The following is a 13,210-nucleotide window of genomic DNA, read 5'->3' on the forward strand; positions in this document are numbered from 1 at the left end:
AACTGCAAATCCGTGCAGCCATCTTCAACCGTTTCACCGCACTCGCAAGGCCTCAAACTCAGCGTGTCGCCTAACCGAATGCCATCAAAGGCCGACTGCTGCCCTGCAACCGATTTGCGCAACAAAGCCGACGTGAATGTTTCTCGTGTGGGAACCTAAACCTGTCAGCTTTGTCGCAAAGGCTGCAATGGAGCAGAATATTTTTGATATAGATCAAAAATGAAAATAGCCATCGCCGCAAAACCTTTGTTGGCACGATCATTGCCTAAAATTCCATGAAATGGGTTGTTAATATTGCCCGGGACCAATTCGTGGGAGCTTTCTATGGCCAATGTAACATTTTCGTCCCCGTCGATGGCGAGAGACATCACGGTATACGCTATTGCCGGTGACCGTGGAACCATTCTTGCAATTGCGAAGGAACACAAGATTCCGATCCCTTTCGATTGCCAGGACGGAGATTGCGGTTCATGCGTGGTGGAAGTCGAGCATCTCTACGCACCGACCAAGTACAGCAAATATGGCATCGCGCTTACGGAAGAGGAGAAGGAAACCCTCAAGCAACTCGGCAAGATCACCAAAGAGGAGATCTACGAAGCTGAAGTGAACGACATGCCTCCACGCCACCGCTTGGCCTGCCAATGCTTCGTGCGTAACGAGGACATCATGGTGCGCTTTGCTGGCGATGAGACGCTGCCCGCCCAAGCCCCGCACGTCACGCCTGCGGCGAAGATCTTCAAGGGCGGTATCAAGCTCAAGACCGTCGACGAGTTCCTGGGTTATGCCGTCAAGATCGAGGACGATGCAGCGACGCATTTCTACGAGCTGGCGGAAGGCATGAAAGCGTGTGGCAATGACGAAGTGGCCAAGCTGTTCTACCAGCTGGCCGGCTTTTCGCGTCTGCACCTCAAGGAAGCAAGGGAACGCGCTTCCGCGCTTGATGCCGATGTAGTGGTTCCGCCCGATTACGTGTGGCCGGACCAGGCCACGCCGGAGCGCACCTCGCTGATGGCCGCAGACGCATCACTGTCTCGCCTGGATGCGCTCAAGGCCGCGATCCTTGGCGAACGGCGGGGCTACGAATTCTATGTCGCGATCGGCGCGACTTCGGACAATCCGGATGTCACGGCCCTTGCCAAGGAATTTGCCCGGGAAGAAACCGAGCATCTGAAGATCCTCGAAGCCTCAATCACGCGCGAGGAGTGGCTCCTCGCCCATCCCGAGGTCCCCGCTTTCGATTGATGCAGCGCTGTGCCTCGGCGGTAGCCGGTCCTCCCGGCTGCCCGCCGGAACGAACCATGCCGCCTTGCAGATGGAGACCCCCCATGGAAACGGTCGAAGAATTTCTGGCCCATGCCATACAGCTTGAACGCGAAGCCGCCGACCGCTTTGCGCATCTAGCCGACGCGATGGAAGCGAGCGGCAACAAGGAAGTGGGCAAGCTCTTTCGACAGCTTGCCCACTATTCGCGGCTTCATCTGGCGGATGCCAGGAACCGGTCCGGTTTTCGCGATATTCCTGCGTTGAATCCGGATGAGTTCGAATGGCCGGATGCCGAAAGCCCGGAAGCTGCTGCAATCTGGGCCGCCGATCCGCTGGTCGGGCCCGATGAGGCGCTGGCTACGGCGCTGGCCGCCGAAAGCGCGGGACTGAGCTACTATGCCGACGTCCTCGCAAAGGCGACGGACCCGGAGATCATCACGTTCGCCAAGGCATTTGTTGAAGAAGAAAGTGGCCATGTTGCGGAACTCAACCGCTGGGTAGCGGCCAGGGCCGCAGGCTTGCGGATGCCGATCGACAGTTAGAGCCCGGCTCTTTTCAGCCCGTTCAACCGCTGGTCCAATCTGTGGACCGGGGGATGTCGATTCATGTGCTTCGAAGAGGTGAGAGAGGCTGAGGCGGAAATCGAGAAGCTGCATGCCAAGATCGGGCAACTGCTGGTGGAGAGAGATTTTTGGCGAAAGCCTCCGGTCGATGAGCGCGGGCCAGAGGCGATCGATGATCGAACCTGCTCACCCACGCCTGTCGATTGCGGGACAATTCCGCCTGCTGTCGATCAGCCGTTCCTCCTATTACTACGTTCCGATTCCTCAGAGCGAGGAGACGCTCGCGCTGATGCGGGTGATCGGCGAGACGTTCATGGACTGTCCGTGGTACGGCAGCCGTCAGATGGCGCGGCACCTGCCGCGGCTTGGATATGCGGTGGACCGCCGCCGGGTACGACGGCTGATGGCGCAGATGGGGCTGGTGGCGATCTAACAGCGCCCGCGCACGAGCGATCCGCACCCGGAGCATCGAATTTATCCCTATCGATTGCGGATATGAAGATCGAGCGGCCCAATCAGGTGCGGTGCGCGGACGTGACATAACCGAATGCCATCAAAGGCCGTCTGCTGCCCCGCGACCGATTTGCGCAACAAAGCCGCGCAAAATGCAAAACAGGAGGCAGTTAGAACCTGCAATCTGCAAAACTGCGAACGCCTGAAACGCTGCCCTCATTGCCAAAATAAGACACAATAAATTGATTTAATTAAATAAAATAAGATTGGCACGAACCTTGATGACAGGGAGGCATGTTTCCGGAGGGCTTCCTCCCAGATCAAGGATACCGAGATGACCAGCCCTATCGTTTCCGTCGTCATGCCCGTCTACAATGTCGAAAACTACGTTGCCGAAGCGGTGATGTCCGTCCTCGGGCAGACGTACAAGGATCTCGAACTGATCATCGTCGACGATGGCGGGCGGGATGACAGCATGAAGATCTGCGAAGGCTTCCGCGATCCGCGGGTCCGGATCGTCCGGCAGCCCAACCGGGGGCTTGCGGGCGCGCGCAACACCGGCATTGCCGCCGCGCGCGGCGAGTTCATCGCCCTGCTCGATTCCGACGATCGCTGGGATGCCGCCAAGCTCATGCTGCATATCATTCACTTGCAGGCAGACCCTTCGGTCGACGTCAGCTATTCCGGATCGCGGCTGATCGATGCCGCCGGGCGCCCCATCGGCATCTGCCAGCAGCCGCGCCTCAACGGCGTGAAGCCTCACCACATCCTGCTGCGCAATCCGGTCGGCAACGGCTCGGCCCCGGTCATGCGCCGCAGCGCGCTCGACAAGGCGGCCTTTGCCCACCCTGACGAGCCGGGCCGGACCTGCTGGTTCGACGAGAGCTTCCGGCAGTCGGAAGACATCGAGATGTGGCTGCGCATGGCGGCCGGGCATGGCTGCCGTTTCGAAGGCATCGAAGGGGCGCTTACCGATTACCGGATCGTGGGCGGCGGCCTTTCCGCGAATGTCGTGCGCCAGTTCGAAAGCTGGCAGCGCGTCATGGACAAGGCGCGTGGCTATGCGCCCGGGCTGATCGCACGGCACGGCGCGAAGGCCGAGGCCTATCAGCTGCGCTATCTTGCCCGGCGGGCGGTCCAGCTGGGCGATGGCTCCTTTGCCGTCTCGCTGATGCGGCAGGCGGTCTGGAAGAGCCCGGCAATCGCCATCGAGGAGCCGGTCAAGACCGCAATCACGGCGGCGGCTTCGGCTGCGGCCCGCTGGCTGCCCGCCGCCATGTTCCACGCTTTGGCCCGGCGCCACCTCGGAGGAGCGGTTTCGGCATGACCCAGGTTCGCGTCCTCCACCTGCTCGACGATTTCGCCATGGGCGGCGTCAGCCAGGCCGTATCGATCTACCAGACCCCCGAACTGCGCGAGACCGCGCATTCGCAGGTGCTGGAAGTAAGCCCGGACAGCCAGCTTGCCCCCAAGCTGCCCGAAGCGGACATTATCGTGACCCATTTCCCGCCCCGCTGGAAATGCCTGCCCTTCCTGCTCTCGCTGCGGCTGCGCAACCGGCAGGCCCGGCTGGTCCATGTCGAGCACAGCTATACCGGTTCGTGGGAAGCCCACAACGTGCCCAGCACAAAGCGTTTCCGCCTGATGATGCGGGCCGCCTTTGCGCTGTTCGACGAGGTCGTGTGCGTATCGCATGGCCAGATGCGCTGGCTGCGCGAGGCAGCGGCATTGCCTGCGGAAAAGCTGCGGGTCATCCAGCCGCTGAGCGGGCACAAGGGGCTGGGCAGTGTCCCCGCGCCCGATTGGCAGGGCGAGCGTCCGCTGGTGGTCGGTGCCTATGGGCGGTTTGTGCAGGTCAAGGGGTTCGACAGGCTGATCGAGGCCTTCCGCACGCTCGATCCCGAACGCTATGTCCTTCACCTGGGCGGCGCGGGGCCCGAAGAAGCGTATCTGCGCCAGCTCGCCGCGGGGCATGCGAACATCCAGTTCAAGGGGATGATAGACGACGTTCCCGCGTTCCTGGGCGAATGCGATGTGATTGCCATGCCCTCGCGGTGGGAAGCCTATGGCCTTGTCGCGACCGAAGCCAAAATGGCCGCGCGGCCGATCCTGGTTGCCGAAGTCGATGGGCTGCCCGAGCAGGCGGGCGCAGCCGGGCGCGTGATCGATTTCACCCGGACCTCGCGGTTTGCCGAAGCGCTATCCAGCCTCAGGCCGGATCATCTGCGGGACATGGCCGCCGCCGCCCGGCTTTCGGTAAGCACGGTCTTCGAAGAGCGTATCGAGGCCTGGCGGGCCCTGTTCGCCTGCGCTTCCGCTTCACGGCGCTGACAGGTCCGGCCGCGCACCGCCGCCCTGCGCAGCGGCCCGTTCGGACAGGCGCCGCGATGCCATGCCGATCAGCACGAGGGCGGGCCAGTATAGATAGCTCAGCATCTCAAGGTTCTCGCCGAAACTGTAGAAAATGAGCACCAGCAGCATGGCCAGCGCGACGCGCCCCAGCGGCTCGTCCAGAGCCAGCCTTGCCGTGGCCAGCACACTGACGATGAGAGGAAGCGCCAGGGCGATCGCGCCGCTCAACCCTTTGACGAAAAGCAGCCCGTACCAGCTGTGATGGCTGCCGATCGGCATGTACTCGACCAGGTGCGGCCCGTTCTCGACCACGCCGTGCCCGAACCAGAAGGCTTCGTTCTGCCAGCGCTCCACGGCAATTCTGCCCAGTGCCGCCCGGACCCGGCTGGAATCAGCCCGCGCGCCGGTAAAACTGGCCATCGCCTGCTCTACGAAAGCCACCAGTTGCGGCGCGAACAGCCCCAGTGCCAAGACCGCCGGGGCCCCCATGAACCACATCCACGGCTCGCGCAGGCGGCTGACCGCAAAGGCCATTGGCCAGATCGCGGCAATGGCGACAAGGGCCAGCCGGGACTGCGACAAAAGCGCGACCGCCAGCGCGGCCATTACGCCGATCGCTTTCCACCGCACGTCCTTCTCTTCCAGCGCGCAGAGGATGTGGACCACCGCCACCATGCCTGCCGCGGGCGACCAGGGCGCGAAGAACTGCCAGCGCGGCACGCCGGTTCCCGGCTCCAGCGTGTAAAGGATGACCGCGAAATATTCCGGCCCCGATCCGCCGACGATCGAAAGCGGCGAGACGTAGAGAAGCCCGGGCAGGCCGATGAAAGGCGCCGCCAGAAACAGCGGCAGGATGAAAAGCGTCTGCAGCCCCAGCTTGCAGACCGCCCGGTACAGGATTTGCGGCCTGATGTTCAGCACCGCACCGGCGAAAGGATAGAGCGCGATCAGCGCCCAGCCCTTGGCCCAGCCGATCGAGGACTTGATCGTCTTGCCCAGCCCCAGATCGTTGAGCACATGTCCGGCCAGCAGGATCAGCAGCATGGCCGCCATGCCCAGAAGCCAGATGTGGATTGGTAGGCCGATGCGGGGCGGCCGCTCCGCCGCGGGCTTGCCGGGAGCCAGGTAGAGTTCCTTTGTCGCCATCCCGGCCAGCGTCCAGCCCAGCACGGGACCGGCGATATAGAGCCCGCCGACCACCCAGAGCAGCCAGGTACTCTGAATGACCGCGGAGATCAGCCTTTCGGCAAGATTTTGCGGATGATGGGCTGTCTCACCCATAGCAGAGCGAATCCCATAATGATGAAAAGGGTGGTGGCCACGCCGCCTGCAATCGCCAGCAGCGCCGAGGGCGACGACGGCTTCTTGGGCAGCGAAGGCTGCTCCAGCGTCTGCACCAGCGGATAGGAAGCGAACGGATCGGACTTGTTGGTATCGAGCCGGGCAAGGGCGGACGAGAACACCGCCTCGGCAACGCGGTGATCGCGCAGCAGGTCTGCCAGAGCGGAGGCCTGCCGCACGAGTTCGTGTGCTTCCTTGGTCTGGTGCGAAATCTGCCGGTCGACTTCGGCCAGCGCCCCTGCCGCGCCGGCCGAGGCACTGTCTGCCGCGACGAGGCTTTCGAACATGCGCGCGCGCCCCTCGCTCACGGAAAGGTCCGCGAAATTCAGCAGCGTTTTCGCGCCGAGCCCGGTCAGCGCCTGGCCCCGGCGCACCATGGATGCGCGCAGGGAATTCTGCTCGGCATCGAGCTCGGCAACGGTCATGTGCCGTGCGCCCAGCGTGGCGCTGCTTTCCGTGTGGTTCACGGAAATGGCGGCATAGCGCGCGAGGAGCGACTGAAAGATCGGATCGGCCTTCAGCACCATCGCCCGCCCCGCCTCTTCCGGCGTGACCCGCAGCGAGGCGGCAAGGCGCGACGCGGCGGCCCGTTCCCGCTCCAGATCGGAGCGCGTATCGCGCTGTTTTGCATGCAGGCCATCCAGCACGTTGATGCGCTGATTGAACTGATCGAGCGTGGCCAGCCCCGTATCGCCCTGAAACTCCAGCAGGCGGCGCTGCGTTTGCTGCACTTTGCGTTCCAGCTCGGCGATCTGGTCACGGTCCGCCGCTTCGCGTTTCGCCGCTTCGTCCTCGCGCAGATTCTCCAGTCCTTTCAAGAAAGCCTCGCGCACCGCTTCGAGGCGCGCCTGGGCCTGCTGGGCCGTGGGGCCGCTCATCGAGACGGCAATCAGGTTGGTCTGATCGACGAGCCGGATCGCGGGTGTGGAGAGCGGATCATCGCCTTCCTCCGCGATCTGCGCCGCGCGCTTGAGCGTCACATCGGCCATCAGCAGCCGCTTGTAGTTTTCGGTGGGGCTGAGGGTCGAACTGGCGAAAGCCGAGTTCGTCTGCGCGCTGGCCTGGCCGATCGATTCCAGATTGATCGAGCCGCCCGCCCCCGATCCCGGCAGGATCAGCGTCATGTTGCTGGTGTAGCTCGTAGGCGCAAACAGGAGATAGGCAGCAACCACGAGCCAGACACCGATCAGGCTTGGCAATACGACCATGGCGTAGCGGCGGTAACGGCCGAGCGAGGGCATGCCGTCCCGGATGAGCCACCACAAACGGACCAAGCGGCGGGGGGGCTGGTCCGGAAAAACCTGGATCACAGCCCCTTCTCCAACAGAAGCGCAGGCGTTGCCGCGCCGATCGCATCGCCCAGCGTCGTCACCGCATCGCGAAAGTTCATTGCCCGGCTGTCATAGCAGGCAATCGCATCGCCCGGCATCAGGAACGGATCCCAGGCATCGCGATCGGCGCCGCGCACCAGCTCTTCCACCTTGCGCTCGACAACGATGCTGCGCCCGTTGACCGGATTTCGCGAGATCAGCACCGCGCGCCGGTGCGCGTTCATCGCCGATCCGCCCACGCAGTTGGCCGAAACCAGCCCCTGCAGAAACCGCGTCCCGTACGGCAGGCTGGTGGTTTCCTTGCCAATGGCGGCACTGGCGTTGCTGGCCGCCGAGCGCGAAAGGTTGGACATGAAAACCCGAATGCCCGGCGCCGTCACTGCACTGGGGCGCACGAGTTTTTCGTTGAAGCAGCCGGTACTGGCAACGAAGATCCGGTCTCCCACCGTCAGTTGCACTTCGGCAAGCCCGGCCCCGGTCAGGGTATTGCCCAGATCGATGCGGGCCCATTGCCCGCCGCGCACCAGATAGATCCGGTGAATGTCCGCGTCGGGCCGGATGCCCCCGGCCGCACGCAGCGCCGTGGAAAGCGTTCGCCCCGGATTGTCATCCCCGCTCGCCATGCCTTCGCGCTGGCCAACGCGGTCCTCGCTCGCGCGTTCTCCGGCCCGGACCGTTCCCGGCTGGAACACGGCCCCGCTCACCGAAACGGACACCCCGCCGCTCTCGATCAGCCGCACTTCCACCACGCGCGCCAGCGGCTGGACCAGGCGGGCCCTCAGCAGCGCCTCGCGCAGGCGCGCTTCCAGCGCCCTGACCGTGAGCGCCCGCGCCGCAACCGGCGCCAGCCCGGGCAGGTCCAGCACACCGCCCTTGCCGATGACATAGACGCCCGAAATATCATCGCTGTCCCCGACAACGGCGATGCGCAACCGGTCCCCCGGGGCCAGCAGCACCGGCGCATCGCGCAGCATGCGGGCCGGGATTTCCTGGCCGGACAGAAAGTTTTCGGGAGGAGCGCTGGGCTGGCCCAGACACTGCGGCGCCGGGTTCCGAGGGCCTTCCTGCTCGGGCATCCAGGCGGCACCGGAATAATTGCGCGGAGCAGGCCCGGCCACGCAGCCCCCCAGCATGGCCGCCAGAGCCCATGGTGCAATCAGTTTCGCCCAAAGCCCGAAACGTACCGTCATGCCTCTCCTTACCCCGCGGCGCCCGCGCAAGCTCTTGATCCGTTTTCCCTGAAATCAAGAACCATGCCAGCAGCCCGGCGGGCAAAAAGCCAAAGCCGCTTCTACGCGATTTGCATTTTGCATTTCAATATTTGCATTTTGGTAAAAATTGTTTTTCATAATGCGAAAACAAGGCCCTCAAAGAGCGCTTTAGACGCCATTTCCGGTGGCACATTAGTTGCTTAGCACCATCCCGTGTTTGCACGGGAGCGTACAGTGAAAGGTTTGATATTTGTAGAGCTCATGGCTTTTATTGAGCTCAAGCTGGGGATCGAGGGACAGGAGGAAGTGATCATGCAGGCCAGCCTGCCCAATGATGCCGCTTTCACCAATGTCGGCAACTACCCCGGCAGCTATGCCGCCGCGCTGGTGGCGGCCACCGCGGCCCACACCGGAATCCCGGCGCATGCCTTGTGCCAGGCGTTCGGTCGGTTTCTCTATACCCGTTTCGAGGAGAAATTCCCCGAACTGATGCAGCAATACGGCAATGCCCGCAGCCTGCTGGACCACATCGAACGCCACATTCACGAGGAAGTGCGCACGATCTATCCCGATGCCCGGCCGCCCAGCGTGACCACGCGGGAAGAAGGCGCGGACTATTACGTGACCTACCGATCGCACCGTCCGTTTGCCCACATCGCCTTCGGCCTGATCGAACAGTGCATCGCCTCTTACGACGAAGACAGCATGATCGCCTGGTGCAAAGGCAGCACACCTTCCAATGCCACATTCGTTATCCGGCGTCATCCGGAGACGGGAGGCCGCGTAATGCGCATCACATGAAACAGGAGGCCACATGAAAAAGGCGCCCCATGTCCTCATCATCGAAGACACAGCGTCACTGGCCATGACGTATGCCGGCCAGCTGGAAGCGGCAGGCTGCAGCGTGGAACTGGCCGGAAGCGGCGGCGAAGCGCGCCAGCATCTCGACAGCGGATCGCGCCCGTTCGATGTCATCCTGCTCGATCTCAAGCTGCCCGATTGCGACGGGCTCGAATGGCTCTCCAGCCAGCCCGGCCTGACCGAAAAGGCCAGCGTGATCGTCATCACTGCGGACGGATCGATAAACCGCGCGATCCAGGCCATGCGCCTGGGCGCCTATGACTTCCTGGTCAAACCGCTCTCGCCCGAACGGCTGCTCACCACCGTGCGCCACGCCAGCGAACGGCGGGAGCTGGAGCGGGAAGTCCAGATCGCGCGCAAACTGAAAAAGCGCGACCGCTTCCACGGCTTCGTGGGCCATTCCGATGTCATGCAGGCCGTGTACCGGGCCATTGAAAACGTCGCCAATTCCAAGGCGACCGTCTTCGTGACCGGCGAAAGCGGCACCGGCAAGGAAGTTACGGCAGAAGCCATCCACAACAGCAGCCAGCGGGCCTCGGGCCGTTTCGTTGCGATCAACTGCGGCGCCATTCCCGAAAACCTGCTCGAATCCGAATTGTTCGGTCATGTGAAAGGCGCCTTTACCGGCGCGCTCGAAAACCGCACCGGCGCGGCGAAAGAGGCCGATGGCGGCACGCTGTTTCTCGACGAGATCTGCGAAATGGAGCTGAAGCTGCAAGTGAAGCTGCTGCGCTTCCTGCAGACGGGCATGATCCAGCGGGTCGGCAGCAGCAAGCCGGAAGCGGTCAATGTGCGCGTGATCTGCGCCACCAATCGCGATCCCATGGCCGAAGTCGCCGCCGGGCGCTTTCGCGAAGACCTGTTTTACCGGCTGTCCGTCCTGCCGATCGAACTTCCGCCCTTGCGCGAACGCGGGGATGACATCGTCCTGCTGGCGCAGACCTTTCTGGACCGCTTTGCCGAAGAGGAAGGCAAGACCTTCAATCCGCTGGATATCAAGGCGCAGGCCAGGCTGAAAGGCTACGGCTGGCCCGGCAATGTCCGCGAGCTGCAAAACGTGATCCGCCGCGCCGTGGTCATGACCCCGGAGCCGGACCTTTCGGCCGACGCCATCCTGCAAGGCCTGTCCGGCCCGGCCGCTGCGCCCCCGCCCCGCGCGCAGGAGGCAAGCACGGAACCGGGCAGCGCGGACGGCTTACCTGCCAGCGGCAATGGCATGCCCGATCTGTCCGCCATGACGCTCGACGAAATCGAGAAATGGGCCGTCGAAGCCGCCATCGCCCAGTTCGACGGCAGCGTTCCGGCCGCCGCCCGCCACCTGGCGATCAGCCCTTCGACATTATACCGCAAGCTGGAACGCTGGTCGAACCCGGTTTCCTGACCCGGTTCGGCCAGCCCCGCTCGCGGCGCGCGCATTCCACCTTGCCCTTACGGCTCGCAGGCCGGGCCAGCACCGGCCTGCGAGCCGCCCCCCTTATGCGAACAGACGCACGCGAACCGGCGCCGGAAGCATCAGGCCGAACAGCGCGCCTGCCAGCGTCAGCCCGCCCCGCCGGGCATCGCCGAAAAAGGCCTTCGCATCGCGACTCACCCCCGCCAATGCAAAGCGCAGCGCCTGCACGGCCGAAGCACCGTTGCGCAAAGCCCGGCGCGAGAGATAGCGGCAATAGAGGGCTTCGGCGGTGGCATGATCGAAATCCGCCACACCGGCATATTCCCCGGCGAGCGTCCGCCAGCCCGCGTACATCGCCTCCAGATTGGAGGAGAGCCCGCCGGGCGACATCCGGTAGCCCACCAGAACCGCATCGATACCGGCCAGCGCGAAGCCCTGGCCTACCACTCTGGCCAGCCATTCCTGATCCTCGGCATAGTTCATGCCCGCCTTGAAACCGCCAACGGCCTCGAAGCAGGCACGGCTGACGACGATGTTGGACCCGGTGCAGACGGGGTTTTCGCCCAGCACTTCGCTGATCGGCACCATGTCGGCGTACCCGGCCGAAAACGTCTTGGCGGCATGAAGATCGTCATTGCCCGGTTCGAGGAAGGCGATGCGGGCAAAGCTGCAGCCTGCCTGCGGCGCGCGCGCATGAAAGGCGCGGTGCTGCGCCAGCTTTTCCGGGTGCCACATATCGTCGGCATCGAGGAACGCGATATAGCGCCCGCTCGACAGTTCCGCGCCGGTATTGCGGGCCGAGGCGACACCGCCATTGGCCTTGGACACGACCCGGATGCGCTCGTCACTCTCGCTCAGCTTGCGCATACGGGCCAGGCTGTCATCGGTCGAGCCATCGTCGATCAGCCAGAGATCGAAATCGGTTTCGGTCTGCGCCAGAACGCTGTGCACAGTGGCCTCCAGCGCGGCGCCTGCGTTGTAAACCGGAACGACTACGGAAAAATGAGGCGTCGTCATGCCATTTTCTCCTGAAGGGGGAAGGAAACGAAAACACGGTTGAGGACGTAGATCGACATCGGGATCAGCACGATCGCCAGCCCGAAGACATAGCCGCCCGCCGCTGCCGTCAGCCCGAAGGACGCGGCCAGAGCCAGTCCGGCCAGTGCGGCGGTGGAAGCGGCGGTGCTGACAGCGGCGTCGATGCCGGTCCGGCCTTCCACGCGCAGCCATGCCGTCGCCACTGTCGCCAGAACGATAGGCACCGCGCCCAGCCCCAGGATGGACACCAGCGGCGCGGCCTGGGCCCACTGCTCGCCGAAGATCACCGGCACGTAAATATGCGCCAGCCCGATCTGCGCCGCCAGCACGGGCAAGAACACGCCCAGCGCAAGCAGCATCCCCTGGCGGCAGCGCAGCAGCCGGGCGGCATCGTCCTTTCCGCCGCAGATATAGGGGAACAGGACAGTGCCCAGCGCCGAGACGAAAGAGGTCGTGATGCCGAGCCCGGCATTGAACGCGAAATAGTAGATGCCGAGCGCTTTCGCGCCGAACACGGCCCCGACGATCAGCTTGTCCAGTTGCAGCCTGCCCGCATTGACGAGCTCCGCGACCAGAACGCCCGCGCCGAATTCCCGAAAATAGCGGACGGGCATGTAGCCTGCCGCCGGGTTCGGCTGCCATTGGCGCGCCCGCCGCGCCATGCCCAGCCAGATCGGGGACGTCAGCAGCTTGGGCAGAACGATGGCCCAGGCACTCGGCCAGATCAGGACCAGCACGAAGGTAAGCAGGTGATCGGCCAGCGTCTGGGTGGCGGCGATGCGCGCGGTCGCGGCCATGCGCCCTTCGCGCATCAGCAGGAAAACCGGCACCAGCCCGCCGGGCATCACCAGATAGACACCCGAAAGCACGACCAGCATCAGCGCGATATCGGCCATCGCGAAATAGCCGAAGAGAACCGCCGCAACGCCAAGCTGAACCAGCGCGATCCCGCCGCACCACAGCCAGAACAGGCGCGAGGCCTGATTGCAGGTGGCATCCAGATCCTGGGCGTCCGCCGCGATGATGCGCTGGCCGATCCCCGCATTGGCAAGCACGCGGATCAGTTCGAACAGGCTGAGCGCAAGCGCCGCCGCGCCCATGACCGCCGGGGAAACCTGCCGCGCGATAACGACGATCGTGCCGATGCGCACGATACGCGTAATCACCTCGGCCCCGCCATAGGCCGCAAGACCGCGAACCAGCTGGCCGATGTCCGCGTGCAGAAGGCGGTCAATGATGGAACGGTAAGGCATCGGGTTATCCTGAAAGGGGTTTCCCGCCTCTAATCAAGGACCGTGCCAATCGCGGAAATCCGCCCATTTTGCCCATCTTCACGGCTGACCGGATCGAAATACCGCAAAGTGCAACGCAGTTTGCGAAATGCGATTGCGAAATGCGTGCCCC

At 63.8% G+C, this 13,210-nt stretch carries 12 protein-coding genes and 1 pseudogene; 7 read left to right on the forward strand and 6 right to left on the reverse strand.

Features of this window, described 5'->3' with window-relative positions; all coding sequences use genetic code 11:
- Nucleotides 1-164: 164 nt before the first annotated feature.
- Nucleotides 165-368 carry a hypothetical protein gene (locus MTR66_RS18745; protein ID WP_243923842.1) on the reverse strand — a complete coding sequence of 68 codons (204 nt, stop codon included), beginning with the start codon at nt 366-368 and terminating at the stop codon, nt 165-167.
- Between MTR66_RS18745 and MTR66_RS21410 the strand changes: the two genes are divergently transcribed.
- The 5 genes and pseudogenes from MTR66_RS21410 (at nt 355) to MTR66_RS18770 (ending at nt 4,610) form a co-directional block, all read left to right on the forward strand.
- Nucleotides 355-1,242, forward strand: a complete 888-nt coding sequence (locus tag MTR66_RS21410) for a 2Fe-2S iron-sulfur cluster-binding protein (RefSeq protein WP_327194530.1) — start codon at nt 355-357, stop codon at nt 1,240-1,242. The genes MTR66_RS18745 and MTR66_RS21410 overlap by 14 nt on opposite strands.
- An 83-nt stretch (nt 1,243-1,325) precedes the next feature.
- A complete protein-coding gene (locus MTR66_RS18755) occupies nt 1,326-1,805 on the forward strand; it encodes a ferritin-like domain-containing protein (protein ID WP_243923803.1) in 480 nt (159 codons plus the stop codon).
- Nucleotides 1,806-1,895: 90 nt separating this feature from the next.
- A pseudogene (locus MTR66_RS18760) lies at nt 1,896-2,366 on the forward strand (IS3 family transposase); the annotation flags it as partial.
- A gap of 247 nt (nt 2,367-2,613) precedes the next feature.
- Nucleotides 2,614-3,606 (forward strand): glycosyltransferase family 2 protein, encoded by a 993-nt coding sequence (locus MTR66_RS18765; protein ID WP_243923804.1) that lies wholly within the window; start codon nt 2,614-2,616, stop codon nt 3,604-3,606.
- Nucleotides 3,603-4,610, forward strand: a complete 1,008-nt coding sequence (locus MTR66_RS18770; protein WP_243923805.1) for a glycosyltransferase family 4 protein — start codon at nt 3,603-3,605, stop codon at nt 4,608-4,610. Before MTR66_RS18765 ends, MTR66_RS18770 begins: the two co-directional genes overlap by 4 nt.
- Here MTR66_RS18770 and MTR66_RS18775 read toward each other — a convergent pair.
- From MTR66_RS18775 to MTR66_RS18785, 3 genes are read right to left on the reverse strand one after another with little or no spacing between them, the layout of a single operon-like run.
- Nucleotides 4,599-5,912 (reverse strand): O-antigen ligase domain-containing protein, encoded by a 1,314-nt coding sequence (locus tag MTR66_RS18775; protein ID WP_243923806.1) that lies wholly within the window; start codon nt 5,910-5,912, stop codon nt 4,599-4,601. The two genes, MTR66_RS18770 and MTR66_RS18775, sit on opposite strands and share 12 nt — an antisense overlap.
- Complete coding sequence (locus MTR66_RS18780) at nt 5,867-7,282, reverse strand: GumC family protein (protein WP_243923807.1); 1,416 nt, start codon at nt 7,280-7,282, stop codon at nt 5,867-5,869. Before MTR66_RS18780 ends, MTR66_RS18775 begins: the two co-directional genes overlap by 46 nt.
- The gene (locus MTR66_RS18785) at nt 7,279-8,493 is read right to left on the reverse strand and encodes a polysaccharide biosynthesis/export family protein (protein ID WP_243923809.1); all 1,215 of its coding nucleotides are present in this window, start codon (nt 8,491-8,493) and stop codon (nt 7,279-7,281) included. Before MTR66_RS18785 ends, MTR66_RS18780 begins: the two co-directional genes overlap by 4 nt.
- Before the next feature lie 255 nt (nt 8,494-8,748).
- Here MTR66_RS18785 and MTR66_RS18790 point away from each other — a divergent pair, with 255 nt between their 5' ends.
- Nucleotides 8,749-9,315 carry a heme NO-binding domain-containing protein gene (locus MTR66_RS18790; protein ID WP_327194531.1) on the forward strand — a complete coding sequence of 189 codons (567 nt, stop codon included), beginning with the start codon at nt 8,749-8,751 and terminating at the stop codon, nt 9,313-9,315.
- A gap of 13 nt (nt 9,316-9,328) precedes the next feature.
- Nucleotides 9,329-10,756 carry a sigma-54-dependent transcriptional regulator gene (locus tag MTR66_RS18795; protein WP_243923813.1) on the forward strand — a complete coding sequence of 476 codons (1,428 nt, stop codon included), beginning with the start codon at nt 9,329-9,331 and terminating at the stop codon, nt 10,754-10,756.
- Between the two features lie 93 nt (nt 10,757-10,849).
- On the opposite strand, the gene MTR66_RS18800 is transcribed toward MTR66_RS18795, so the two are convergent.
- Nucleotides 10,850-11,785 carry a glycosyltransferase family 2 protein gene (locus MTR66_RS18800; RefSeq protein ID WP_243923815.1) on the reverse strand — a complete coding sequence of 312 codons (936 nt, stop codon included), beginning with the start codon at nt 11,783-11,785 and terminating at the stop codon, nt 10,850-10,852.
- A complete protein-coding gene (locus MTR66_RS18805) occupies nt 11,782-13,059 on the reverse strand; it encodes an oligosaccharide flippase family protein (protein ID WP_243923817.1) in 1,278 nt (425 codons plus the stop codon). Before MTR66_RS18805 ends, MTR66_RS18800 begins: the two co-directional genes overlap by 4 nt.
- Between the last annotated feature and the right edge of the window lie 151 nt (nt 13,060-13,210).

The organism is Novosphingobium beihaiense (assembly GCF_022832375.1).
GTDB classification, from domain to species: Bacteria; Pseudomonadota; Alphaproteobacteria; order Sphingomonadales; family Sphingomonadaceae; genus Novosphingobium; species Novosphingobium beihaiensis.